Origin of the sequence: Streptomyces sp. HP-A2021, from assembly GCF_022807935.1 — a bacterium.
Taxonomy (GTDB): Bacteria; Actinomycetota; Actinomycetes; order Streptomycetales; family Streptomycetaceae; genus Streptomyces; species Streptomyces afghaniensis.
Genome location: NZ_CP094344.1, coordinates 5130287 through 5153393 on the forward strand (window position 1 = coordinate 5130287; position 23107 = coordinate 5153393).

Annotated in this window: 26 protein-coding genes and 3 pseudogenes; 8 read left to right on the plus strand and 21 right to left on the minus strand. The window is 65.1% G+C overall.

Going from position 1 to position 23107, the window contains the following annotated elements; translation table 11 throughout:
• Nucleotides 1–25: 25 nt before the first annotated feature.
• The 10 genes from MQE23_RS23060 to MQE23_RS23105 all read right to left on the minus strand — a co-directional run bounded on the left by MQE23_RS23060 (nucleotide 26) and on the right by MQE23_RS23105 (nucleotide 6296).
• Nucleotides 26–1261 carry a site-specific integrase gene (locus MQE23_RS23060; RefSeq protein ID WP_243380122.1) on the minus strand — a complete coding sequence of 412 codons (1236 nt, stop codon included), beginning with the start codon at nucleotides 1259–1261 and terminating at the stop codon, nucleotides 26–28.
• The gene (locus MQE23_RS23065) at nucleotides 1249–1458 is read right to left on the minus strand and encodes a helix-turn-helix domain-containing protein (protein ID WP_243380124.1); all 210 of its coding nucleotides are present in this window, start codon (nucleotides 1456–1458) and stop codon (nucleotides 1249–1251) included. The genes MQE23_RS23060 and MQE23_RS23065 overlap by 13 nt, the downstream gene beginning before the upstream one ends.
• Nucleotides 1455–2834, minus strand: coding sequence for a replication initiator protein RepSA (repSA, locus tag MQE23_RS23070; RefSeq protein ID WP_243380125.1), 1380 nt, complete (start codon nucleotides 2832–2834; stop codon nucleotides 1455–1457). The genes MQE23_RS23065 and repSA overlap by 4 nt, the downstream gene beginning before the upstream one ends.
• Nucleotides 2827–3012, minus strand: a complete 186-nt coding sequence (locus tag MQE23_RS23075) for a hypothetical protein (RefSeq protein WP_243380127.1) — start codon at nucleotides 3010–3012, stop codon at nucleotides 2827–2829. The genes repSA and MQE23_RS23075 overlap by 8 nt, the downstream gene beginning before the upstream one ends.
• An 88-nt stretch (nucleotides 3013–3100) precedes the next feature.
• Nucleotides 3101–3418 (minus strand): SpdD-like protein, encoded by a 318-nt coding sequence (locus MQE23_RS23080; protein WP_243380128.1) that lies wholly within the window; start codon nucleotides 3416–3418, stop codon nucleotides 3101–3103.
• A 27-nt stretch (nucleotides 3419–3445) separates the two neighbouring features.
• Complete coding sequence (locus MQE23_RS23085; RefSeq protein ID WP_243380130.1) at nucleotides 3446–3601, minus strand: hypothetical protein; 156 nt, start codon at nucleotides 3599–3601, stop codon at nucleotides 3446–3448.
• Between the two features lie 11 nt (nucleotides 3602–3612).
• The gene (locus MQE23_RS23090) at nucleotides 3613–3804 is read right to left on the minus strand and encodes a mobile element transfer protein (protein WP_243380132.1); all 192 of its coding nucleotides are present in this window, start codon (nucleotides 3802–3804) and stop codon (nucleotides 3613–3615) included.
• A 21-nt stretch (nucleotides 3805–3825) separates the two neighbouring features.
• The gene (locus tag MQE23_RS23095) at nucleotides 3826–4500 is read right to left on the minus strand and encodes a DUF2637 domain-containing protein (RefSeq protein ID WP_243380134.1); all 675 of its coding nucleotides are present in this window, start codon (nucleotides 4498–4500) and stop codon (nucleotides 3826–3828) included.
• A gap of 84 nt (nucleotides 4501–4584) precedes the next feature.
• On the minus strand, nucleotides 4585–5940 hold the full coding sequence (locus MQE23_RS23100; protein WP_243380135.1) for an FtsK/SpoIIIE domain-containing protein: 1356 nt from the start codon (nucleotides 5938–5940) through the stop codon (nucleotides 4585–4587).
• A 2-nt stretch (nucleotides 5941–5942) separates the two neighbouring features.
• Nucleotides 5943–6296 carry a hypothetical protein gene (locus tag MQE23_RS23105; RefSeq protein ID WP_059423151.1) on the minus strand — a complete coding sequence of 118 codons (354 nt, stop codon included), beginning with the start codon at nucleotides 6294–6296 and terminating at the stop codon, nucleotides 5943–5945.
• 331 nt (nucleotides 6297–6627) lie between these two features.
• Here MQE23_RS23105 and MQE23_RS23110 point away from each other — a divergent pair, with 331 nt between their 5' ends.
• A complete protein-coding gene (locus tag MQE23_RS23110; RefSeq protein ID WP_243380137.1) occupies nucleotides 6628–7761 on the plus strand; it encodes a helix-turn-helix transcriptional regulator in 1134 nt (377 codons plus the stop codon).
• Here MQE23_RS23110 and MQE23_RS23115 read toward each other — a convergent pair.
• On the minus strand, nucleotides 7745–8539 hold the full coding sequence (locus MQE23_RS23115; protein ID WP_243380138.1) for an NUDIX domain-containing protein: 795 nt from the start codon (nucleotides 8537–8539) through the stop codon (nucleotides 7745–7747). The two genes, MQE23_RS23110 and MQE23_RS23115, sit on opposite strands and share 17 nt — an antisense overlap.
• Nucleotides 8540–9164: 625 nt before the next feature.
• On the opposite strand from MQE23_RS23115, the pseudogene MQE23_RS23120 reads away from it, so the two are divergent.
• A pseudogene (locus MQE23_RS23120) lies at nucleotides 9165–10366 on the plus strand (IS110 family transposase).
• Nucleotides 10367–10637: 271 nt separating this feature from the next.
• Here MQE23_RS23120 and MQE23_RS23125 read toward each other — a convergent pair.
• Both MQE23_RS23125 and MQE23_RS23130 read right to left on the minus strand, forming a co-directional pair.
• Entirely contained in the window at nucleotides 10638–13067 is a 2430-nt protein-coding gene (locus MQE23_RS23125; RefSeq protein ID WP_243380140.1) for a S8 family peptidase, read from the minus strand.
• A complete protein-coding gene (locus MQE23_RS23130) occupies nucleotides 13064–14017 on the minus strand; it encodes an ATP-binding protein (RefSeq protein ID WP_243380141.1) in 954 nt (317 codons plus the stop codon). Before MQE23_RS23130 ends, MQE23_RS23125 begins: the two co-directional genes overlap by 4 nt.
• A 487-nt stretch (nucleotides 14018–14504) precedes the next feature.
• Here MQE23_RS23130 and MQE23_RS23135 point away from each other — a divergent pair, with 487 nt between their 5' ends.
• Both MQE23_RS23135 and MQE23_RS23140 read left to right on the plus strand, forming a co-directional pair.
• Nucleotides 14505–15191, plus strand: coding sequence for a hypothetical protein (locus MQE23_RS23135; RefSeq protein ID WP_243380143.1), 687 nt, complete (start codon nucleotides 14505–14507; stop codon nucleotides 15189–15191).
• 125 nt (nucleotides 15192–15316) lie between these two features.
• Nucleotides 15317–15487: a hypothetical protein gene (locus tag MQE23_RS23140; protein WP_243380144.1), complete on the plus strand. Its 171-nt coding sequence runs from the start codon at nucleotides 15317–15319 to the stop codon at nucleotides 15485–15487.
• 341 nt (nucleotides 15488–15828) lie between these two features.
• Here MQE23_RS23140 and MQE23_RS23145 read toward each other — a convergent pair whose 3' ends face one another.
• Both MQE23_RS23145 and MQE23_RS23150 read right to left on the minus strand, forming a co-directional pair.
• Nucleotides 15829–16107, minus strand: a complete 279-nt coding sequence (locus MQE23_RS23145) for a hypothetical protein (protein WP_243380146.1) — start codon at nucleotides 16105–16107, stop codon at nucleotides 15829–15831.
• On the minus strand, nucleotides 16107–16316 hold the full coding sequence (locus MQE23_RS23150; RefSeq protein WP_243380147.1) for a hypothetical protein: 210 nt from the start codon (nucleotides 16314–16316) through the stop codon (nucleotides 16107–16109). The genes MQE23_RS23145 and MQE23_RS23150 overlap by 1 nt, the downstream gene beginning before the upstream one ends.
• 236 nt (nucleotides 16317–16552) lie before the next feature.
• Between MQE23_RS23150 and MQE23_RS23155 the strand changes: the two genes are divergently transcribed.
• Nucleotides 16553–16816 (plus strand): winged helix-turn-helix domain-containing protein, encoded by a 264-nt coding sequence (locus MQE23_RS23155; RefSeq protein WP_020274950.1) that lies wholly within the window; start codon nucleotides 16553–16555, stop codon nucleotides 16814–16816.
• A gap of 51 nt (nucleotides 16817–16867) precedes the next feature.
• Here the strand turns inward: MQE23_RS23155 and MQE23_RS23160 are convergent, their stop codons facing one another.
• The 3 genes from MQE23_RS23160 to MQE23_RS23170 all read right to left on the minus strand — a co-directional run bounded on the left by MQE23_RS23160 (nucleotide 16868) and on the right by MQE23_RS23170 (nucleotide 18667).
• Nucleotides 16868–17704 carry a protein kinase gene (locus MQE23_RS23160; protein WP_037671349.1) on the minus strand — a complete coding sequence of 279 codons (837 nt, stop codon included), beginning with the start codon at nucleotides 17702–17704 and terminating at the stop codon, nucleotides 16868–16870.
• 71 nt (nucleotides 17705–17775) lie between these two features.
• Complete coding sequence (locus MQE23_RS23165; protein WP_020274948.1) at nucleotides 17776–18219, minus strand: hypothetical protein; 444 nt, start codon at nucleotides 18217–18219, stop codon at nucleotides 17776–17778.
• Nucleotides 18220–18424: 205 nt separating this feature from the next.
• Nucleotides 18425–18667: a hypothetical protein gene (locus MQE23_RS23170; RefSeq protein WP_037671347.1), complete on the minus strand. Its 243-nt coding sequence runs from the start codon at nucleotides 18665–18667 to the stop codon at nucleotides 18425–18427.
• 113 nt (nucleotides 18668–18780) lie between these two features.
• Here MQE23_RS23170 and MQE23_RS23175 point away from each other — a divergent pair, with 113 nt between their 5' ends.
• Complete coding sequence (locus tag MQE23_RS23175; protein WP_243380149.1) at nucleotides 18781–20121, plus strand: helix-turn-helix transcriptional regulator; 1341 nt, start codon at nucleotides 18781–18783, stop codon at nucleotides 20119–20121.
• Here MQE23_RS23175 and MQE23_RS23180 read toward each other — a convergent pair.
• Nucleotides 20099–20632, minus strand: a complete 534-nt coding sequence (locus tag MQE23_RS23180) for an NUDIX hydrolase (RefSeq protein WP_243380151.1) — start codon at nucleotides 20630–20632, stop codon at nucleotides 20099–20101. The two genes, MQE23_RS23175 and MQE23_RS23180, sit on opposite strands and share 23 nt — an antisense overlap.
• 229 nt (nucleotides 20633–20861) lie before the next feature.
• Between MQE23_RS23180 and MQE23_RS23185 the strand changes: the two genes are divergently transcribed.
• Both MQE23_RS23185 and MQE23_RS23190 read left to right on the plus strand, forming a co-directional pair.
• Complete coding sequence (locus tag MQE23_RS23185) at nucleotides 20862–21743, plus strand: hypothetical protein (RefSeq protein WP_128092637.1); 882 nt, start codon at nucleotides 20862–20864, stop codon at nucleotides 21741–21743.
• Between the two features lie 349 nt (nucleotides 21744–22092).
• Nucleotides 22093–22419 carry a GYD domain-containing protein gene (locus MQE23_RS23190; RefSeq protein ID WP_020274943.1) on the plus strand — a complete coding sequence of 109 codons (327 nt, stop codon included), beginning with the start codon at nucleotides 22093–22095 and terminating at the stop codon, nucleotides 22417–22419.
• 18 nt (nucleotides 22420–22437) lie between these two features.
• Here MQE23_RS23190 and MQE23_RS23195 read toward each other — a convergent pair.
• A pseudogene (locus MQE23_RS23195) lies at nucleotides 22438–22824 on the minus strand (PIN domain-containing protein); the annotation flags it as partial.
• 11 nt (nucleotides 22825–22835) lie between these two features.
• A pseudogene (locus tag MQE23_RS23200) lies at nucleotides 22836–23061 on the minus strand (hypothetical protein); the annotation flags it as partial.
• Nucleotides 23062–23107: the final 46 nt, after the last annotated feature.

Sequence of the window (23107 nt, forward strand, 5' to 3'; positions counted from 1 at the left end):
ACAGCAGCGAAGTACAGCAACCGTGTCAGCCGGTACCGCCCATGGCGTCGGACAGCTTGCCGATCGCGGCCCGTACCGCTTCGTCGCTCGCCTCGCCATACACGTCCATGGTGATGGCGATCTGCGAATGCCTGAGAATGCGCTGCGCCACCTTGGGGTGGACTCCGAGAGCCACTAGAAGCGCGGCGACGGTATGCCGGGTGTTCCGTAGCGGGATCACGCGGAGGCCGGCGCGACGAACCCGCAGCGCGAACATGCGGGTCAGGTTCCCCGGCTCGATGGGCGTGCCGTACTTGGTGGTGAAGATCAGGCCGTGTGTGTCCTGCCAGAGGTCACCGGCCGCCTTACGATCGCCGATCTGCTGAGCACGACGGATCCGGAGCGCCTTGAGGCACAGGGCAGGCAGCGGCAGGAAGTCGTCCGACTCCTCCGTCTTGGTCTCGCGATGCAGGATCTGCCGTCCGGCGCGCTGGATCTGGTGATCCACATAAAGCTCGCCGGTCTCGAAGTCGACCGACTCCCAAGTCAGTCCCAGCACCTCGCCCCGACGCAGGCCAAGACAGAGCACGAGCACCCAGGCCGCGAACAGGCGATCCCCGCGAGCGGCGCAGTCGGCGAGGAACCGGCCCGCTTCGGCAACCGACCAGGGCTTGATCTTCCTCCGCCGAGGCTTGGGGACCTTGACCAGAGAGGCCACGTTCTTGCTGATCTCCTCCTCAGCCACGGCATGGGTCAGGGCCGCACGGAGGGCATCACGAGCCGCTTGGACGACGCGCCGCGACGGGTGAGCCTCGCAGCACTCCCCGATCGCGCAGCATCGCTGAGCCTCGCGCCGACGCTTGGCGTCCTTGCCCTGGGCACAGCACTGGCACGAGGTTGAGAGCTTGTTGATCCATTCCCGCACGTCCCGGACAGTGAGCTTGTCGATCCGCTTCGCGCCAAGGTGCGGATTGATGTAGAGCCGGACGCAGCCTTCGTACGAGACATACGTCAGAGGCGCCAGGTTCGGCTTCACGACCGAGTCGAGCCAGTACGTCAGGAACGCAGCCACCGTCCGGTGCCGAGTGACGACAGGCCCCTTCTTCGCCTCCGCATGGAGGTTGAGCCACTTCTCGTGGACCTCCTCGCGGGTCTTGCCGTAGGCGTACTTCCGCGCCCGCTTGCCGTCCGGCTTGGTCACCCAGACGTAGGCCGCGTAGCCGTTCTTGTACGGGTAGATCGAGCCTTCGCCGTTACCTCGCTTGCCACTCACGCCGACCACTCCTGTTCGGCTTCCTGGGCGCGACGATCGATGTACTCGTCCACGTAACGGGGCAGAATGCGGCGGTTACGGCCGTCCTTGATGGAGCGGATCTCCCCGGTGAGGACCAGCATCTTGGTCTTGGAGAGGCCGAAGCCGAGCATCTCAGCAACCTCGCGTGTGGTGTACCACTTCCGTTCGATCACTGCGGTGGTCATGCTGCGGGTCCTTCCTGTGCGAGTTGGTCGCGTAGGGCTTCGCGGGCGGTTTCGCGGTTGAGTTGGAGGTCGCGGGCGATGGTGGCGGCGAGGGCGGATTCGCCGGGGGTGTGGCCGTGTCCGGCGTACTGCCAGTCGGCCAGGACCAGGACGGTGTCCGGCTCGCGGTCGTCCAGGCCGAGAGCGGCGTGTTCCTGTGCGGCGCGGTAGTCGGCGCGGGCCTGGCGGAGGGCGCCGAGGGTGGTGGAGTAGCGGCGGGACTTGGAGGAGAAGTGGCCGCGGAAGCCGAGCATGTGAGCCCAGGCCCACAGGCGCCGGTCCGGGTAGAGCGGGTCGAGTTCCTTGCAGGCCTTGATGAGGCGGCGGGTGTGGTCCGGGACGCTGTGGCGGTCGAGTTCGGATAGTTCGCCGATGCGCCGGTCGAGGGTGCCGGTGTTCTCGGCGGCCTTGGTGGCGTACTTGGCCACGTACGAGGCCACGGCCTGTTCGGTGATCTGGGAGCCGTCGCCGAAGGCCTTGACGGGCCGGACGTCGAGCTGGGTGCCCCAGCGGAAGGTCCGGGCGGGCTGGTCTTCGGCGGCCGGGACGGAGACCGAGGTGTAGGAGTGCGCGGCAGCTGCTCGGATCGCGTCGGCGAGGAGGGCGACCGTGGCCCAGGACGGTGGGGTGGTTTCCGGTCCGTCGGGGCCGTCGATGCGGATGACGGCGTGGAAGTGCACGGCGCCGCGCTTTTGGAACTCGGCGACTTTGCCGTAGGAGAGGCGGGCGCACTCTTTCAGCTCGCGCTGGGTGATGCCGGCGCGGGCGGCGATCTCGCGACGGAGGCGGTTGGTGAAGCGCTGCCACAGCTGTCCGGCGTGGTTGTTGAACAGCACCGCACCCGCGTAGTCGTACGTGGCCGGATCGAGGGCCGTGCCGAGGGCGGGATCGTCGGCGGCGTGGTGGGTGCCGCAGCGGCAGGCTCCTCGGTCGGGCCGGTTGTGGACCGGGCCGAACGAGGGGGCGGTGAGGGTGGCGAAGACACGGGGGTGGTCGCGGACGGTGGCGGGGATATCGCGGCGGTCATCGCCAGCCAGGCCCGCGCGGATGAGGCGGTAGGTGTCGCCCGCGTAGGTCCAGGCGCAGGAGGGGCAGCGGGAGGCGCGGCGGTTGCCGCAGGCGACGCGGAGACGTCCACCGGGCTCGGTCTCGGTGGTGTAGTGGTGCAGGGTCTCGCCGGTGGTCTTGTCCTTGTGCAGGGTCCAGCCGGTGAGGTGGATGGGGTCGGAGCAGCCGCCGGTGCGGCGGATCTGTTCCTGCCAGCGGTGGTAGTCAGAGGCCGAAGCCACCCTCAGCAGGTCGCCGAGGGTGGTCGGGTCGAGCAGCGTGTCAGGCACGGGCGCCCTCCCGCGTGCGGCGGGTGCGGGTGATGCCGGTGCCGTGGCAGGCCGGGCAGTTGGCGGTGATGGTGCGCAGGTGGCCGTGCCGGTCGCGGCCGCCGGTGGTGATGGCGGCGGTGGCGAAGCCGTCGCAGTTGGGGCAGATGCGGGGCGCGGGTGTGGTGCGGTCGGTCATGCTGGGTGTTCCTTCCGGTTGTGAGATCGGACAGGGACGGCGTCCGGGCGGCGGATGCTTGGCGGTATCGGAGCCGCCCGGGGGCCGGTCAGCGTCGCTTGGCGTCGGAGGCGAGCAGGGAGCGTAGGACGACGGCGCAGACGGCGACCGAGGCGCCGGTGATGGCGACGGCCAGGAGCATGGAGACCAGGACGGCGCCGACGACCAGGACCACAGCTGTGCCGCCGCCGACCAGGGCGAGGGCCGTACCAGGCGTGAGCTGCACCGTGGGCCGGGCGGGGGCCGGGGCCACCGGGACGGGCGGCGGGGGCTGGGCGGCCGGGGTGATGGTGGTCGACTCGACCACGGTGGGCGGGCTGACGTGGCCGGTCGGCGTGGGCATGGTCGGGATCTTCGGTCGGAACACTTCAATGAACTCCCGTCCGTGAGTGGGTTACTTGACGAAGGTGTTGATGGCGGGGGCCAGGACGCTGTCGGCGAGGAGGAAGCCGCCGAGCAGCAGGACGGCGATGAGCCAGGCGGGCGGGCGGATGAGCTTGGCGCCGAGGTAGCCGACGACGAGCAGGGCGAGCCAGAGCGGTACTTCCATGGCGTGGCCTCCTAGCGGACTCGGCATCGGTGGGTGCGGGCGGCGAGCTGGGCGGCGGACTGGCTGGAGTAGTCGGAGGACCAGCCGCAGCGGTCGGCGGTGCAGACGGCGGCGTACTTGGTCTGGCCGTGGCGGTCGCGGTGGGTGCCGATCTGCACGGGTCCGATCCGCATCACGGAGTGGAAGTGGTCATGAGCGGGCATGACGGTGTCTCTCCCTTCAGGTCAGGCGAGTTGGGCGGCGATGGCGTTGGCGAGCTGGGGCGGGACGCCGAGGCGGGCGCGGAGGGTGTCGGTGTCGATTGGCGTACCGGTACGGGCGTGGTGGTCGTCGGCGACCTTGCGGGCGTGGTCGATCAGCGCGGCCGGGACCGGCGCAGCCGGAGCGGGCTCGGCCGGGGCGGGCTCGGCGACCGGGAGGGCCGGGGTGTCGTCGACTGCCGAGACCGGCTCGGGTTCTGGTTCGGTCTCGGTAACCGGCTGAGGGTCCGGCTCGGTGACCGGGGCTGCGGGTGCCGGCGGATCCGGTTCCCGGTCCGTGGCGGAGTGGGCAAGGAGCGTGCCGCCCATGAACGCCAGCGCGGGCCAGGCGGCGACCAGGATGCGCAGCCACGCCGGGACGTGGTCGAGGTCGAGGAGTCCGGCGGTGGCGACGTTGGCGCCGAGCGAGGCGACCAGGGCGATCACGAACCAGCACCAGGCCAGCCGTGAGGGGCCGTCCGAGCGGAGTCGGCGCCAGGCAGCGACCAGAAGCAGGTCCACGCTGATCGGGTAGGCCCAGGCTTTCCAGCCGTCCTGTCCGGCAGCGGCGGCGAGGTCGTGGAGGTGGGCGAAGGACAGCGCCCCGGCGATGACGGCCTGGACCAGGACGGCGTCGACGCGGAGAGCGGGGCGGGCCATCACGGCTCCTTCCTGTGATGTGGCATGGCGGGGGTAAGGACCTGGCGCGAAGCGGTCACGCCAACCGGTGGGACAGGGGAAGGGTCAGGCCGTGGCGGGGGCTGCCTTGGACAGCGGCACCCGGGCCGAAGGCAGCGCAGCAGCCGCGGGCCGGTAGGCGGCCAGGGCGGGCACATCGGGGGTGCGGTCGGCGTACTTGTTGCAGACGTTCACGGCCTGGCGCAGCGAGGTGTGCGGGGCGCGGATGCGATGCCAGCCACCAGTCGAGTCACCCGCGATCGCGATGCCGCGTGTCTCGGCGGGGATCTGGATAGCGGCCAGGACGGCGTCCGGAGAGATATCGCCGAAGGCCATGTTCGCGGAGGTCTCGTCGTTGACGCGGTGGGCGGTGCGGCCGGTGAGCTGGGCACGGAGCATGGTGATGCCCTTGCCGAGTTCGGAGCCGAAGCGCTGCCCGCAGATCTCCAGGTAGATCCCGGCCGCGCGGCCGAGCTGGGCGAGACGAACGAGGGCGGTGATGATGCGGTCGCGCCGCTTCTCTTCCTCCTTGCTGGTGAAGAGGGCGAGTTCGGCGACCTCGTCGACCAGGACCACGACCGGGACGGGGCGGATGTCGTCGGGCAGGTCCCAGATGTCGGCGGCGATCTCCGCATCCGGCACCGCGACACTGATGCGCTGCTCCGCCCGGATCAGTTGGTAGACCTCCTCCATGTGGGACACGAGGGCTTCGAGCAGTTCCAGGGCGGTGTCGGGGTTGTCGGCGAGGGCGGAGAACCGGCGGGCGAGCGGGAACAGCTCGACGCCTTGCTTGCAGTCGATGCCGACCAGGGCGACGTCCATCGGGGCGAGTCCGGCCACGAGGTTGCGCTGGTAGACGGACTTGCCGGACTCCGTAGCCCCCAGGGTCAGGCCGTGCGGAACAGCGCGGTAGTCGCGGTAGTGCACAGAGCCGTCCTCGCGCAGTGCGACCGGGACCCGCATCGGACGCGTGTCGGTCTTGGCGGGCATCTGGACCTGCTTGAGCACGTCGTAGCCGGTCATCCGCACCTCAACGACACCGGAGCGCACCTCACGGGAGGTCACGCCGTACATCCCGAAGGAGTGGCGCAGCCGATCCGTGGCCGCCGACACGTCGAAGGCATCCTGTCCCGGTCGGAGCTTGAGCCGCAGGACCAGGCCGGTCCGGGTGGGTCGCAGCCGCAGGATGCGCGGCACCCGGGACTCCGGCACCGGCCGGTTGGCCACCCGGGCCAGCGCCAGCCGCCAGCGCGAAGGCGGGACCGTCAGCCCGCAGGCGTCCATGACCGAGGAGTACCGGACCAGGACCCGCACTGTGGCGAGGACGACTCCGAAGGTCAGCCAGTACCAGGCGGGGCGCCGCCACCGCAGGAGACCCGCAGCGGCGACGACCACAACCACAGCGACCATGAACCAGGTCATGATCAGGCCGCCTCGGATGCCGAGCCGGTGGCGGCCAGCGAGGTCACGGCGACCGCGCGGAAGGCGATGCCGTGGCGCTTCTGGCCGTTGAACTCGTTCTCCCACGGCCGGGCGATCAGGCCGGTCAGGGCGACCGGGGTGCCCATGGCCAGGTCGCTGGAGATACCGGGCTCGGGGACGGTGATGGACAGGATCTCGACTTCGTCGTTGGCCGCGAACATCACGTCCACGGTCATCAGCTTGACGCCGTCGGCGTCGGTGGCGATCTCGCCGGTACGGCGGTCACGGACCTTGGGCTGCGGGGCCTTGGCCACCATCACGGTGGCGCCGGACGTCTCAACGGGGATCTGACGCATGATGAAACTCCCTTGAGAGGGGCGGGAGCGGCGTACTTGCTTGGCGGTGGGTCGCCGCTCTCGTGCGTTGACAGATGAGCGCAGCAAAGCTGCGGGTTCGCGCCCCAACTGGTGCGCACCAGTAGGTTGCATCTGGTGCGCACCAGATGTCAAGCGCTGTCGCTGCTTCGGCTTCTCAACTCGCCTTGCTGCGACGGTTCTAGGGAACCGTTTCTGCCAACGCCCCGGTAGCCAACAGGGGTTAACACCTGACGCGTTAACCCCTGCCGACCTGCGGTGATGTGAGGCATGCTGCAATGAGTTCTCTGTAACCCAGGCAGGGCGGCGCCAGGTGACGAACGGACTCAAGGCAGCAAGGAGTGCACGGGAGTGGTCGCAAGAGCGGCTGGTCCGGGAAATCGAGCGCTATGCGCAACAGCACATGCTCGATGTCGCGTCGAGAGCCAGCCTGCGCGTGTACGTCTCGGAGTGGGAGAACGGCCGGCGCAACGTCTCAGCCCGCTACGCCAAGATACTGCGCGCGCTGCTTGGCATCACTGATGACGAACTGTCGGGCAGGACTGAGCTGCTGACGCCATCGGTCACGGCGGATGGATATGACGAGCTGATGGGCCGAATCGACGCGGCTCGCAGCATCAGCGCGTCCATGGTGGACACGTTCATGGACCAAACGGAGTTGCTCCGAACCATGGACCGGCAGATGGGGGCCGCAAGCCTCGTCGACCAGATGACGGCCCACCTTGCGACGCTTGAGGACGCCCTCACCTTCGCAGTGCTGCCCGAAACCCGGCGTCCAGTCGCACGTGCCTTGGCAGGGGCAGCGACACTCGCCGCCTGGCAAGCTCTTGACGTCGGAGCCATTGAACGAGCCTGGCGATACTACGAGTTGGGCAAGCGCGCCGCCCAGGAGGCCGAAGAGCCGATGTACCTGGCGCACGCCACAGCCGAACAGGCCTACGTGCTCTGCGATGCCGGACGGGCGCCCATGGCGGTGCAACTGATACGCGAGGCACAACGACTCGGCGGCACGGCCATGTCCCCACGCCTTACAGCTTGGCTGCACGCCGCGGAAGCCGAGATATACGCCCGAGCCGGTATGCCCGACGACTGCAAGCGCGCACTGGAGAGCGCCATACGGTCCCTGCCTCCGGGTGAGGACGCCCGCGACCCGGACATGCTGAGCATCTTCCTCAACGAGGGGCACCTCGCCAGATGGCGCGGCAACGCACTCGCCCTGATCGGTGACCACGAAGCAGTCCAGAGTCTCTACACAGCCCTGGACACAGCCGACCCGACGTTCATACGGGCGTCCGCAGGGCTGCGCTGCGATCTCGCGCAGGCACACATGGCCCGCGGCGAGTACGACCAGGCGCAAGAGCATCTCCGTCAAGGTCGCTTGATAGCGAACCGCACCGGATCGGTACGTCAGAGGCGCAGGATCGAGCAGCTCACGCAGCAGTTGTAGGCGAAACGCCAGCGCCACGCGAAGCGAGGACGTGGAGCAGGGCCACGAGGGTGCCAGAGCCCATGAGTTCGCCCCGCGCCATGAGGCCAGGAATGTCAGAGAGCGGCACCCAGGCGATGTGTCCCGCCTCCTCCAGGTCCGTCGGCTCTCCTACGAGCTTGGCGCCCTTGCCTACGAAGATGTCGTGCGGTGAGTCGACCATGCCCACCATGGGCTGATACGTGACTACCTGCTCAAGGGAATCCGGCCGCCAGCCGGTTTCTTCCTCGACCTCACGCAGCGCCGTCTGCAAGGAGTCCTCCCCCTCGTCGACGATGCCACCCGGGAGCTCCCATCCGAACGAGTCGGGCACGAAGCGGTAGCGCCACATCATCAGGACGCGGTCCTGGTCGTCGATGACGGCCGCGATGGCCACGTGGTGGAGCTTCACTACGTGGTGCTCGAAGCGGTCGACTCCTGGCGGCTCGACGTCGACGAGGCTGAGCTTCACCCAGCGGTTGTCGTACAGAGTCCGCTCACCATGGATCTGCCACGGCTCGACATCCGCCGGCGCCTGGGTAGTCACAGACCGATCCGGCACCCGGTAGGAGCTACGGCCATGCACCTCAATGGCGCTCTCTGCGACGAGCTTCGCCAGCACCTGGCGGAGAGCCGTACGGCCGATGCCCAGCTCTTCGGACAGGGTTCGCTCAGATGGGATCTTGGAGCCAGGCGAGTACTTCCCCGTCGAGATCCACTCGCGGATCGTGCGGTAGACCCGCTCCGACTTCGGTCCCATCCGTTGAGCACACTCCTTGTCGCCGAGTTATGTCGAGCGACACAAGCGTAGCCGCCGGAGTACTCACGTGAGTAGACACAGCCGGAACCAGACGATCAGTGGGGGGCGCGGTAAAACTTTCCCTACTTCATCAAGGCGGCTCGCTCCGCTCACCGCGCGCGGCCCGGCCCCCGGCCGGGCCTGCGCTCCTGTCTCCGCCCCGCTCCAGCCCGGCCGGCACCCGTGCCGCGTGACAGCAATCAGCCAGCTGATGCCAGAGGAGGGGGACGTCGTGGCTGGGGCGGTCGGCTCCGTGGCTTTAGGCAGCCACTTTGGCGCGAGCCTCGAAGATCATGGCCCCAACGTCGTGCTTTACCGGGCAGGTCCACAGACTGCCCGACGCGCCGGAAGCTTACGGGGCCATGATCACTCGCGCCAAAGCAGCTCCGTAAGTTGTTCGGTGGCCCGGGAGGGCTGGATGTGGCTTCAAAGCAGCTTGCCGACCGTGGCTCGGCTGGAGTGGCCGTCCGGCCCTCCGGGGCGCCCTGGTCGCTGATTGAAATACGCGGAACGCGTCGCTGTTTACGGAGCTGACGACGGGGTGTCCTACGGGCCGACGGACGGAACTCGGCTGCGGGAGGGACGCGTGAGCAAACAGCGGGCCCGTATATGGGTCGGTATCGACGCGGGCAAGGGCCATCACTGGGCCGCAGTGGTCGACGAGACCGGCGCGACCCTGTGGTCGAAGAAGATCGAAAATGACGAGACGGCGATCCTGACCGCGCTCGGCGAGATTTTGGACCTGGCCGACGAGGTGCACTGGGCGGTGGACATCTCCAGCAGGTCCTCCGCCCTCTTGCTGGCGCTGCTGGCCGCCCACGGCCAAAGGCCGTCTACGTCCCCGGCCGCACCGTCAACCGCATGGCCGGCGCCTACCGGGGCGAAGCCAAGACAGATGCCCGCGACGCCTACGTCATCGCCGAAACCGCCCGCCACCGCCGGGACTTCGCACCCCTCGACGTGCCCGCGCAGCTCGCCGCTGACCTCGCGCTCCTGACCGCCCACCGCACCGACCTGATCACCGACCGGGTGCGAACGGTCAACCGGCTCCGCGACGTGCTCACCGGCATGTTCCCCGCTCTGGAGCGCGCCTTCGACTACTCGGCCCGCAAGGGCGCGCTGGTGTTGCTGACCGGCTACCAGACCCCGGCCGCCCTCCGCCGACGCGGCTTGACTCGCCTGACGGCCTGGCTGGCCAATCGGGGTGTCCGCGACGCGGACAACGTGGCCGTCGCGGCCGTGACAGCCGCCCAGGCCCAGCAGACCTCGCTGCCCGGCGAGGACACCGCCGCACAGATCATCGCCGACCTGGCGATGCAGATTCTGGCCCTGGACGACCGGATCAAGCGCATCGACCGGCAGATCCGCGACACCTTCCGCACCCATCCACAGGCCGAGATCATCGAGTCTCTGCCCGGCATGGGCCCCGTTCTCGGAGCCGAGTTCGTCGTCGCCGCGGGCGACATGACCGCCTACGCCGACGCCGGCCATCTGGCGTCAGCCGCAGGCCTGGTCCCTGTCCCACGCGATTCCGGCCGCCGCACCGGCAACCTGCACCGGCCCAAGCGCTACAGCCGCCGCCTGCGCAGAGTCTTCTACCTCTCCGCGCAGACCAGCATCGTCCGCGACGGCCCGAACCGGGAGTACTACCTCAAGAAACGCGGCGAAGGCTGCAAACACGTCCAAGCCGTCATCGCCCTCGCACGCCGCCGCACCAGTGTGCTGTGGGCTCTCCTACGCGACGACCGAGCCTTCACTTCCAGCCCACCCACCACACAGAGAGCCTGACTCAGCCCGACGGCAAAGAACCGGCAGCATGGTTGAGGCCAGTGGGGGTCCAGCGAGGCACACGCGCGCCTGATCCGTCGGCGTGCCCGCCATCGTGGCTGGCTTTCGTCGGCTGAGGCACAACGATCTCAAGACGAAGTGCTACCCGCACGGGGCGGAGGGCGCCCTACGGCCTTGACTCGGCCATTGAAACTCCAGCCCAAAGCCACTCCACCGACCTAATGCGGCTGGCCGCTAGTCACCCCCGAAACAACGATCAGCCGCCCGACTCTTACCTCAAACGCTCGCGAGTGCGTAGGCGAGGTACTCGACTGCGAATTTCGTTGTAGATAGGTGGAAGGCGGTCATCAACCCAGAACCTAACGGCGATTGAGTAGCGCTGCTTGCTTCTTGGCGCGACCCAGCGCCTGGTGCTTTGCACTGCGAGAAGGAACTCGTTTCCGTTCCCGTCGAGCTTCTGAAGCGACTGCTTCCAAACGTATCTACCGACCTGGTTTGCACCCCGCGACCGCACAGATTTGCTAGGACTGAAAGAAATCCGATTAACTGGACTCATGTCCGAAAGGCGAGAGACGCTAGCGTTGATATGTCCCGCCGCCTTATCGTCCAAGAACAATTTCAGTGCCGCATCGGCCGAAATTCCACGAACCATCTCGAAAGCCATTTTGCTACCGAGATAGTCGTATCTGCGCACTCTGACTGGGGGGTCGTAGCAAAGAGCGACGGTAACTCCACGCGGGAAACGGCGACGCTCAAAGAACGGCTCAGGGATGGGCAGAGCAAAAAGGTGAACGTCGTCTACCGCAATCTCATCCTCGGCGTACAGAACAGTGTTGCGCTCGTCGCTGGTGACGCTGTCGAGCATAAGAGGGAGACCGTACCCGGTCGCTCTTCGCTGCATCTGCTCCCGCTTTGCCTTCGACAAATCAGCATGGCCGTCCAGGAAACTAGGCGGCTCTTGCGTCGACTGCAGAATTAGCGCCCTGAGCAGATTGGCTGACGCGTTCGGGAAAGACCCGTGCAGCGCTCCCCCAATCCGAGCCACGAGTGGGGCAGCAAGGCTAGTGCCCAAGTCGCGCGTAATAACACCACTGGCGTCGGGACGACCGTCTGCCACGAGCATCTGCAGTTCGTCAGCCAGTCGCAGATCCCCGGAACCGACCTCCTGCGCCACGGTTCCGCCTACTGCGGCAAGTTCGGGCTTAACCGCTCCTGCGACTCCCTCACCGACGCGGGAAAACGGTGACGGCCACCCGAAGTCACCGATTGCACGGAGTCTCAAGGGAGTATGCCTAGGAGGTGGAACTACGCTACCAACCGTCAACGCGAGAGCAGCGGGTGCAGGATCGATGATCCGGGTCGCATCCGACTCGACCAAGTAGCGCGCGTAGCTCGTTCTGAAATTCTCATCGTATTCTGCTGCATAGTCCGCTGGATACGCCGTTCCTGTAGGAACAGTGAAAATTACATTCAGCTCACGAGCCAACTGGTCGAGCATGCCAGCCAAAAGGGGCGCTTTGCTACCCTCATAAGAGGATTCAAGATCTCCAAGGCTCAGGTTAATGACCCGAACACCTCGACCGGTGAGATACCTGACAGCATCTTCGATTTCATTCTCGATGAGCCGGTGGGCGGGCAACTCGTTATTTTCATCGAGGACACGCACCGAGAGAACACGGCAAGTGGGCAGTTCCCACTCATTGTCAATAAGTTGTTCCTCGATTTGCCCTCTGACGATGATTGATGCAACCGCAGTGCCATGACCCGTGCGGTCGGCACCGTCAGGCAGCCAATCACTCAGAGTAACTGCGCCAGCAATACACTCGCGCAGTAGAGGATGTTCGGCCGCCACACCGCTGTCGATCAACCCAACTACGGGTGCATCGGGACTAGCCGCTGGCAGTTCTCCGATCTCTTCTGCTGAGTACTGACTCAGTGCCGTATTCCGAGGAAGCAGTCCTCCTGGCACAAGCGCCACGCGCGCCACAAGATCCACGTGCAAGAGTGACTCGACGACGTCCCGCAGTGCTTTCACGCGCACCAGACAAATGCCAGCGGACGGACTGACGTACCTGTCGATAATCTCTCCGCTGCGGTCGGCGATACCCGCTTCGATTTGATCGACCCACTCATTTGCCACGGACAGCTCGCCCGGATACCAAACTTCTACATCAACGACGAGTGATTCACGTTCGGGGTCGCTAAGTGCTTCTTCGAGTAGGTGGCCGACACGGTCTTGAGGACCGTACGGGCGAACAGTATCGATGCTGTCGAAGAAGCTGATGTAGGGTGGATTTTTCTGCTTGCCCTCTGGCCCTTCCTTGTATGCCTTCAGGCGAGCCATGAACTCACTGAGCTGCGGATCGCCTCCGAACGCCACAACCTTCTTCTGGGTGCTCGAATCAACCACCCGAAGACCAGCGTTGGCCCAATCACCCTCATCTTCGACTGAGATCGTCGGCCCGGTCTCCACAACCACAATCAGCTTCGGGTCGATCCCTAGGACAGCGGATCGGTCCTCAACGTCTGCAATGACTAGCTCAGCAGCGGCCTGCAGATCAGTGGCATGCGTCTCAGAGTCAGGATGCCGAGGCCCATTACCCACGGCCCGCTTTACTTTGCGCCGGCCGCCTGTGTAGTCGATTCGCTCAAATGGAAGGTGATCCAGGCGAATCGGCTCCATACCCGGTAACGGCTTCATTTCTGTACCTGACCTGCTTCCTTCAGCCGCTTCCTACGCGAGTGAGCGCTGTCCACGATATCGGCCGTTGTCAGAAACTCATTGTCGGAAAGAACGCATTTCCGAAGGGCATCCAAGCAAACCGATTCAATCTGCGCGTGGCTCAGCCCCTGCAGGGAACGCGCGGCCTGTTCCCTGTTGACTTTCAGTCGTTTGGCGCGCCGTAGTTTGATTTTGAGCAGGTGGGAAATCTGCTCTTGTGTTGGATATTTATAGGTCAGTATCTCATCAAATCGTCGCCAAAGCGCCGAGTCGAGCAATTCACCGTGATTGGTGGTAGCCACCACTAGGTTATCTGACGAGTAATTTTCGAGCTCTTGAAGGATTACAGTCACGACACGTCGAATCTCGTCGTTATCTGACCCATTTCGATCGCTTGTTAGCATGTCAATTTCGTCGAAGCTTAGGACCCATGTACCACGACGGGTGAACTCGAGGATCTTCTCGATGTGCCGAGCCGTTTGCCCCAAGTACGACGAAACAACTGCCGCGAGTCGGACTCGGGCGAGGGGGACGCCGAGCGCATGAGCAAGCGCCTCTGAAGTCTGTGTCTTGCCTGTCCCGCTCGGGCCGGCGAGTAGTAGTCGACGCCTCGGCCTCAAACCATGCGCGGCAAGGAGGTCCCGCCGCTGATGCTCACGTACGAGTTCGAGAAGAATCTCCTGGTTCTCCCTTGAGAGCACCATGTCTGTGAAGCTGACGCGGCTCTCACTAAGGGCGAGGAGCGGCATGCCGTCATCACTCAATGGCAGCGACGCAGCTCCGCTGGTCAGTGGGCGCTTATGTCCTCGCACTGATTCCGCGTGCCTCTCAATCGCCTGAGCGAGGCCCCCGGCCCTAGCTGTTTCGTTCTGATGGACGCCGCTACTAAAACCCATCAAAGTATCCTGGATCACCGCATCCTCACCCACGCGTTGTCAGATGCTCCTGCTGCGGCCGGCCCTGCGAAGATCGGTTTCTTCGGGCGCCGGGGCACACGTCTACGCGGTGTATGATACCCCATACGTTCGGCAACTATGCGGAGATGTCGAAATGAAAAACCTCCACCTTCACGTTTTCGGGGGCTAACTTGACGGGCAGTGAAGTGTCCTACGCGGAATGTACGAGTCCGACTTTTGGCAGGGCTCTAAACAGTTTTACCCGCGAGGACATCGATGGGGGTTTCATCATCACGGGAGAGTGTCCTGACTGCAGGCACAACTTCACCTATGTGCTGATGACCTCGCCACAGTTGATAACACCTGGTCGTGCGGTGTCGGGTCAGTCAGCTAGAGGCCTTACGGACAGGCCCGCTAAGCATCTGGTGATGTGCTCATGCTCTGAAGACCACCCCGGTCGACCTGAGGGGACCAGTTCGGGTTGCGGGGCCAGGGCTTTCGTAACGATTAGGCGCTAACCATGGGGATTTTCAGGAAGAAGTATAAGGCAGAGGATGACCTCTCGGGGGTAACGGCAAATCAGCTCACGCTTGAGTTCGTAGACGTTCCAGTAACCAGTGAGGACGTTGAATGGGATCGGCGAGCCACAGAAGCACGATTCAATAGTCTCACTGCTATTCAAGCAACGGCTGAGCGGTGGGGCGCCACGATTCTCGTCATCACAGGCCTTCTTACGGCGTTGACGGTGATTCGAGGCCCCAGCGATCTCAACATGTTGCAGAGTACGACTAGTAAAGTCGTAGTAGGAATCCTTTCAGCTTTTTCGCTGTTTGTAGCTTTGGCTAGCGTTGTCTACGCTGCTATGGCTGCCCAGGGGCAAGCGGTTCGTCTCATTCCGACCGGTGACAGGTTTCGGCAGGCTACTCTTACAGGCGCAGACACCGCCAATAAGTATCTGACGCGAAGCCGACAGCTAGCCCTACTAATCATTCCCTTTTACTTGGCTTCCATTGCAGTTATGTCTTACGCCCCTCAGAAAGACTCCGGTAAGCCGGTAGTCTCTGTAACGGACGCGAGCGGTGTTACTTACTGCGGTAGCGTGAAGGTATCAAAGGGAATCTTCATAGTTGTGAGCGAAAAGGGAGTGGTCAATAAGGTGCCCTCCAATGCGATTCGCGCAGTAACGGCTCAAGCGAAGTGCAAGTAGTAATAGTGCCTAGGTGTAGTGCATGGGCACGTGGCGGGTCCCCTCTCACTCTCGTTGGTTAGGAGGAGGGTGAGACGTTGACAGCGCGGCGGGACACGGCGTGATCATCTGCCATGCTGGGAATCATGGCCTATCGCCCGTACCCGGTCCGCGAGCGCGCGCTGCGACAGATCCTTCGTAGGCACCGGAACGAGCTGCCCCCCAGTCTGTTGCCGCCCACCCGCACACAGCTCTCGAACGTCGTGGGCGAGTACCGTCTCTCGACGCGCCCGGGCGTCTCCTCCGGCATCCGCTAGCAGTATGCGCCCATGGCGTTGGGATGAAGGAAGGCACGGATCGTGCCATGCGCGTGGCTTCGTGGCCGCTGCTGTCTTCGGCTGGGCATCTTCATGGCTCTCGTAGAAGCCCTCAGCGGACGACCCTGCTGGGGTACAGCAGCGAGGTACAGCAACCCCAGCAACCGGCAGCGCTCCACGCCGCCCCTCATGGGCTCCCCGGCAGCCTGTATGACCTTCAATGACCGATCTCTGTAGAGCTACGGATCAGAAGGTTGCAGGTTCGAATCCTGCCGAGTGCACACTGATCAGGAGCCCCGGAGAGATCCGGGGCTCCTGGCGTTTTTGGACCGCTTCGCCGGCTAGTTCAGACTCTTCAGCCGCATCCCCCGGCTCTCAGCGATACGGAGTGCGTCTGCCAGCGCTTCGGTCAGGCGCTCCGCGAGGAAGCGGAGTTCTCCGTGCGGGGTGTCCGGCAGCATGTTGTGGGAGTGAGCGAGAAGTTCGTTGCCCATGTCGAGCTGGATCGACTCCGTGACATCGGCCAGCCGGGACACCGGTCCGCCATGGTCGTCAGTGATCAGGTAGCAGCGCTTGCCTTCACCGCCGACCCAAGCGAGCAGACGAAGATCGTTCGTCATCAGGCCGCCTCCAGCCCGTGGATCCAGTACGGGCCGGCCGTCGTGTCCTGGCCCAGGGTGGTGGTTGCCAGTTCGCGTCGGTGCTGCTCGTGGGCGGTCACGTACGGACGTACCGACCTCGCTGCGGTGGCGTCGAGCGGACTGTCGTCCAGCGCGTACGGACTGCGCGGCAGCGGTGGCCAGGAGGCCCGGGGGACATCGGTCGGCAAGACCGAAGTGGGAGGCTTGGAGGGCATGTCCGCACCGCGCCCTCCCTTCAGCAAGAGGGAAACCCACGTGGTGAGGAGGCGGATAAAGTCGGTCACGTCGTCAGCTCCGATCGGTTTGGCTGGTGGCCGCGCCCCCGGACGGCGGCATCCGTCGCGGGGGTTCTTCGCTAGCAAGCGCGGTATACCGCAGTCTACTGCGGTCGCGCGGTCTACCGCAGAGTTTTAGCGTCCACCGCATGAGCCCTGAGCTTGACCGCACCCGTCCCGTCTGGCGCCAGGTCGCCGCAACCATCGCCACCCGCATCGCTGACGGCGAGTACCCGGTCGGTGCTCGTGTCCCCTCCGTCGTCGAGTTGTCTGCCGAGTTCGGCATCGCCAGCTCGACGGCACAGAAGGCGCTCGCCCATCTCAAGGCGGAGGGACTCATCCGAGCCGAGGTCGGCCTGGGCTCGTTCGTCGCCGAGCGGCCTGTGGAGGCCGACGTCGAGAAAGACGCGTAGGCACGGAGACCGAGCCGCTCCCTGCGGTGCGGACGAACCGGCGCTTGCGGGTCAGCCAAGGGCTTTGGCCACTTCGTAAATCGTGGGCCTGTCCTCGGGCGCATGGCTGAGCATGGCGTCGATCAGTTCGCCAAGCTCACCGGGCGCCTCGACGGGGCGGCGTCTGCCGTTGGCCACGGCCTCTCTCTGGACGGGGCGTGGAGCGTCGTCCGGGTACTCGACGGCCCGCCAACCGGTGGCTGAGATGAGCAGGGAGGCGCCGAGGGCGTAGATGTCGGCTTCCGGCGTGGGCTCGGCTTCCCCTGTGGCGAGCACGCTGCGCGCAATCTCCGGTGCTTCGTAGTGGACGAGGCATCCGCGGAACGGGAAGTCGTACCTCTCGGGGACGTGCCCACCTCGGGCCAGAGCCAGATCGATGAGATGCGTCCGCTCCGGCCCGACGATGAAGTGGGCGGGCTGTACGTCGCCGTGGGCCCAGCCCTTGGCGTGCAGTTCGGCCAAGGCCTCGACACAGCCCAGCGCCACGCTGGCGTGCGGTGCGACGGACGAGCCTTTGCTACGGCAGGGCTCCCACAGCCGGTACAGGTCCGGCCCTTCATGCCACGGCTGGAAGTTCCACGTCCCGTGCTCCCACTCTCCGTAGGCGAAGTCGTCGAACCCGAGGCGATGCAGCACGGCACCCTCGCGTGCGGGCGCGAGGGCGGTCCAGGGCTGAGCGGGCCAGTCGGCCGTAGCCTCGATCGGGTAGCCGACCTTGACGGCGTAGTGACCTCGATGGCTCTGCACCTCCCAGACCATGGAGCCCCGGCGGTTCAGGACCAGGCGCTGAGACGTGGGCATGAGGGAGTCGAGCACCACGATCGGCAGTTCAGAGGGTGACCCGGACAACGTCTGTTCTCCTTCCGGGCGAACGCGGCCGACCATGAGTCGAGGCCGGCCGCGCCGCTGCTGTCGTGTTGCTACGCCTGGCCGTACGGGCGGCCGCAGTCGGAGTCGCACTGGGCAAGGTTCGTGCCGTCCACGGTCCACAGGTCGTCGAAGACCATGAAGCCAGCAGTCTTCATGGCCCGTGCCGAAGCCGCGACCTGCTTCGGATCACGGGCGCCACCACCGGGCTTCGGGTTGTGGTGCAGGAAGCGGCCCGCGTACCGCTCGCACAGCTCGGCGTACTCCTTGGTGTGCAGGATGAGCGCGTGAAGGCCCAGGTCCACGTCGTCCGACGGGACCATGGGGACGATCGCGGTGGCTGCGGTGACCACGAAGGCGACCGCCTGGTCCGCGATCTGCTCGGCACGCTCGGGTGACTGCCCGTTGTGGACGACCACGAAGCGGGCGAGGCTCTGGAACAGTTCCTCGCCGGCCACCGCGCGGCCGGACCTCTGGTCGTTCGCCGTTGCCGTCATGCGAGTACTCCTTCTGGGTAGTGGAGCGTGGCACTTACGGAGTTGGGAGGCCGCCCCGAACGTGGGTGGGGGAACCGGGGAATGAGCACCCGTCCGGGGCGGCCGGTCTACTGGCCGACAGCGAGAGCCATGCCGATCACCAGGCCGCACGACCCGCTGATCATGATGATGAAGAGGACTCCCGCGTATCGGCCGATGGCGCGCATCACAGGCCGTCCCTGCTGCTGCCGTTCTTGACGGCCAGGCGGGCGCTCAATTCCTCCCGAGCACTCGGCTGCACCACCTTGTCCGGCATGGCATCCCACTCCCGGCCGCCGCCGATGGGCCGTATCTGCACTCGGCCGCCGAGCTCACCCATGACGATGCCGATACGTCCCTTGGCGGTGTCCTTCGCCAGTTCACCGATGCCTGGTCTGGTCTGCTGGTTGCTCGCCATGCAAGGGAGCATCGCGATCGGAGGGCCGTCGCCAAAAGGTCAGGCTGATTACCCAACTTGGGTAACATCGCCGGAAGTAGAGAACCAGCGACGTTGCGTAGCCCTCGCAGTGTGGGAGCTTGCCGATGCCCGACGGGGACCGGCCACAGGAACTGCCGGCCAGGCTGCTCACCGATCCCGAGATGATCGATGCGTGTCGGGTCCGGGACTTCGCCAGAGTCTTCCGGCTGCTGAAGGTCAGGGCGGGGATCTACCCGTCGATGATCGCCCGGCGTTGTGACCTGACGCCGAGCCGAGTGGGCGAAGTCATCGCAGGCCGACGCCACTTGCAGCACATGGACGTCATCGAGCGAATCTCAGACGGCTTGCGCATCCCAGGAGACATGCTCGGGCTTGCCCGCCGAGCGTGGGAGACGCCCCAGGCCCTGGTGGTCGACAAGCGCGAGGCGCCTCAGATACCGGAAGCCGAGCAGCCTGCCCCCACGTCTCTGCCAGGTCCCGATGTGGACAGCATCTTGGCGTTGGCCACGCGAACGAGCCTCAACGCGGCAACGCTTGAAGCCTTCCGTTCCTCCATCGAGGACTACTGGCGACGAGACGACCAGCACGGTGGCGAGGCACTGCGGCCAGCCATTGTCGGCCAGCTCCGCCATGTCGTTGGACTCTTGCAGGAGAGCCGACCACCGTCCATCCAGAACGGCCTGTACGGCATCGCGGCCGAGCTGGCACGCCTGACAGGCTGGACCTATTTCGACGCCCGCCAGTACAACCAGGCCCGCGCGTATTTCACCGAGGCCCTGCAACTGGCGAAGGAGATCGGCGACCGGCAGTTCATGGCCAACGTCCTCGCCTGCATGAGCTTGCAGGCGACCTACCAGGACAAGCCCGCAGACTCGTTGGCACTCGTGACCGCGGCCCAGGATCAGGCTCGATCAGCACTCGGCAGCACACCGCGCGTTATGTCGATGCTGGCAATGCGGGAAGCATTCGCCCATGCCACCCTCGGCAACCGTGATGACACGCACCGGGCGATCGGGGAAGCGCACAGCCAATTCGAGCAGATCGGGGCGAGCGATCCGGACCCCTCATGGGTGACCTACTTCGATGAGCCGAAGCTCATCGTGGACACGGGCATCGCCCATGGCCGTCTGGGCGAAGCGGCAACCGCCGAACCCTTGATCGCCGATGCCCTGCGGCGAGAGCACCACACCAACCAGCGAGGCCGCGCGTTCCACTCGTTCTGGCTGGCCCGTACACAGCTGGACCAGGGCAAGCTTGACCAGGCGTGCCACACCGCCACGCAAGCCCTGGAGCCCGCGTCGGCGGTGGCCTCGGAGCGGGTGTCAGGGCATCTCAGAGAGTTCTACGACCAGTTGGCCCAACACAGGCAGGAGCCCGTGGCCCTTGCCTTCGAGGCACGGCTGAGGGAACTCCTTCCGCCGGTCACCGGATCGCTTCGTCCATGAGCAGGTAGAGCAGGCCGACGAGCGATCCGCTGCTGACGATCTCGCGGCGGTCGATCATGCCCCGCACCTCTGAGAGGGGGATCCACTCGATGCGGTCGGACTCGTTCTTCTCTGTGGGCGGCCCGGCGTAGGTAGCGCCGTCGATGCGGAAGACATGGTGCTGCGAGTCGGTGATGCCGTTTGCCGGCTCGGCGTAGATCAGGGGCTTGATAGGGCCGGGGCGCCAGCCGGTCTCTTCCAGGACTTCGCGGGCCGCCGCTTCCTCCGGGGTTTCGCCCTCCTCGACCAGGCCCATGGGCAACTCCCAGGCCCACGAGTCCGTGATGAAGCGGTGACGCCACATCATCAGGACTTCTCGGCGATCATTGACCACGGCGGCAACGGCCAGGTGCCGGAGGCGAACGACGTGGTACTCCCACCTGCGCCCGTCAGGCTGCTGGACGTCGACCAGACACAGGTTCACCCACTTGTTCGTGTAGACCTGTCGCTCACCGTGGGTCTTCCACTCCATACCTGCGGCCCCTCTCGATCGGTCTCCAGGATCTCAGACCGAGCCGGAAGCAGGTGCATGTTCCTCTCTTTTCGCGTCACCTTGACGAGATGCGCCGCCAAGGCCCCGAGCACCGAGACCTCGTCCTAATCAGTTCCTTGAGGACTCATTTGGCCTTCACCAAGGTGCAACTTTAACGCTCTGCAACTTAAGGTGCTTTGCAAGGGGATAGCCGGAGGACTGTCGCGGCATGAATGAGATTAAATATTCACTTCGCGCACGAAGATGGAGAGAAATAGCTGGCAATAAAGGTAAATTGGAAGGAAGGTGGGCGAAGAGGGAATCAAAAGGGCCCTGGAAGGATATAGCCACAACGGCGGCCGGCATCACATCTCTTGCCGGACTCGCCCTCTATGGCAGCGTCCATTTTGCTGACGCCGCGTTTTATGCGCACCTTGGTTTGACTCCGGAGGATGTAGGGCTAAATCCGGCAGTGACGCTGGGGCGAGTTTCTGTGTCATTCATGCTCATCGCCGCTGCCCTATTTATTGTTGTTCTTCCAGTAGTGATATTTTGGCGGCGAACGTCCTTCCCTTGGCTCTTTTTGACACTCGTCGGGTCTGCGATCGGAAACGTTCTACTGATTGAGCTGTTCGCTCCATCCTCCGAGGTCGGGCAACTGGCGGTCGGGATTGGTGAGATTGTTTTCGTATTTATAGTCTTGGCAGTGCATGAGGTGGGGTTCTCGGCGATCCTGGATAACGTGAAAGAAAATAAGGTAGAGGTGGCAATTTTCGCATCATTTGTGGTGTTGCTCGTGTTCGGTGCAGCTGGAATCTTCGGCCTTAAAGCTGCCTACGGTATCGACTCAAGAGTTACTCCAGAATCCGCATTTGGTGTACTTCCTGAATCCTTCCCGGGGGTGGGAAGATTGGGGCTGCTAGGCGTGGAGGCGAAGCCTGCGAATATCGTATGGGTGAGCGACAGCTTGAAGGGAGGTGTGGCAACAACGAAGGGGTTTCCGTTAGTATTCTTGGGGACCGAGAGGAATCTGCATTTTCTATACGATGCGCGGCGCAGACTAGTTATTCGGGTCCCTGCGACGCTAGTGCTAATTGATACTCGGTCATGAAAATGACGCCAACCGCAATGTAAAGCCCATCTCCCGTCTCTGGCATCAACAGCCACGTAACGCCAGCGCACAGTCGCGGACCGAGGTGTCGTGCCATCGTAGGTTGGGGCGCTGAATGGCTGGTCTGCAGGGATCGCATCTGGGGTTTGAACGCGCCTACGGATCAGAAGGTTGCAGGTTCGAATCCTGCCGAGTGCACACGGACCAGAGCCTCGGGTCCGGGGCCTCTGGCGTTTCCGCGACTCGACGGGCGCTTATCGACCCCGGCCATTCGAGGGATGCGCGGGTCCCGCCGACACCTTTCCCGCCCCGCGGGGGCAATGCCTTGAGGGAACGAAAGGGAGGCAAGATGCCGCTCTACCTGTCAAGGTTCAGCTACACCCCGGAGACCTGGGCGAGGCTGATCGGCCACCCGGAGGACCGGGCCCGGGCCGCGCAGTCGTACATCGAGTCCGTCGGCGGAAAGCTCCATGGCTTCTGGTACGCCTTCGGCACGCACGACGGTTACAACCTGTGGGAGGCCCCGGACAACGTGTCCATGGCCGCGGTGGCGCTGGCGATCAGCGGAGGCGGCGCGCTGAGCTCGTTCGAGACGACGGTTCTCCTCACCGTTGACGAGACGATCGAGGCCCTGCGTACAGCGGAGCAGGTCCGGTACCGGGCTCCTGGCGCGTAGCGGAAGGCCTCGGCTCCAGACCTTCTCCACGCTCACCCGTCGATGCCCGGCCGTGAGCAGCCCGATGTTCTCCGTGTCGGACGTCAGGATCGTCAGCCTGCCGGGATGCTGTAGGGCGGTCGCGCACAGCATCGCGTCGATGGCGTACTTGTGACCGTGCAGGTCTGCCGTGTGCAGCAAGGTGGCGGCGGAGTGCGCGATGGACTTGGTCACCGGTTCGACAGTCAAGCGGGACAGGGCCCACTTCAGGGCGGCGTCGTTGATCTTCGGGTGGATCGCCTCGACCAGCAAGCACCGCCGCAGAGGTGACCATCGGCAGGTCCGCGTCCCGGGTCGCCGTCAGTCACTCGTGGATCTCCCGGTCACGCCGTACGGCCTTCACCAGGCCTCGCTGTCGAGGACCAGGGCGCCGCTCGCGCGGCCGTGCCGGCGTCGGAAGAGCCGCCGGTCAGTCGGGCGCGCTTGCCGGCCGGCCTCCGGGTCGGCTGGGCCGTGCACCTGGTCGAAGTCCGCGATCAGTTCTTCGAGGTTGTCCCGCTCGATCTGCCGCTGGGCGGCCGTCTCCAGGTACGCCGAGACGCCCCGCTTGCCGACCCGCTCACGGATCGCCCGCGGCGTTCCGGTGGTCAGGGTGACGGAGATACCGCTGGTGGGACCGTCGCCGGGCAGGTAGTCCGCGCGGCGTCAG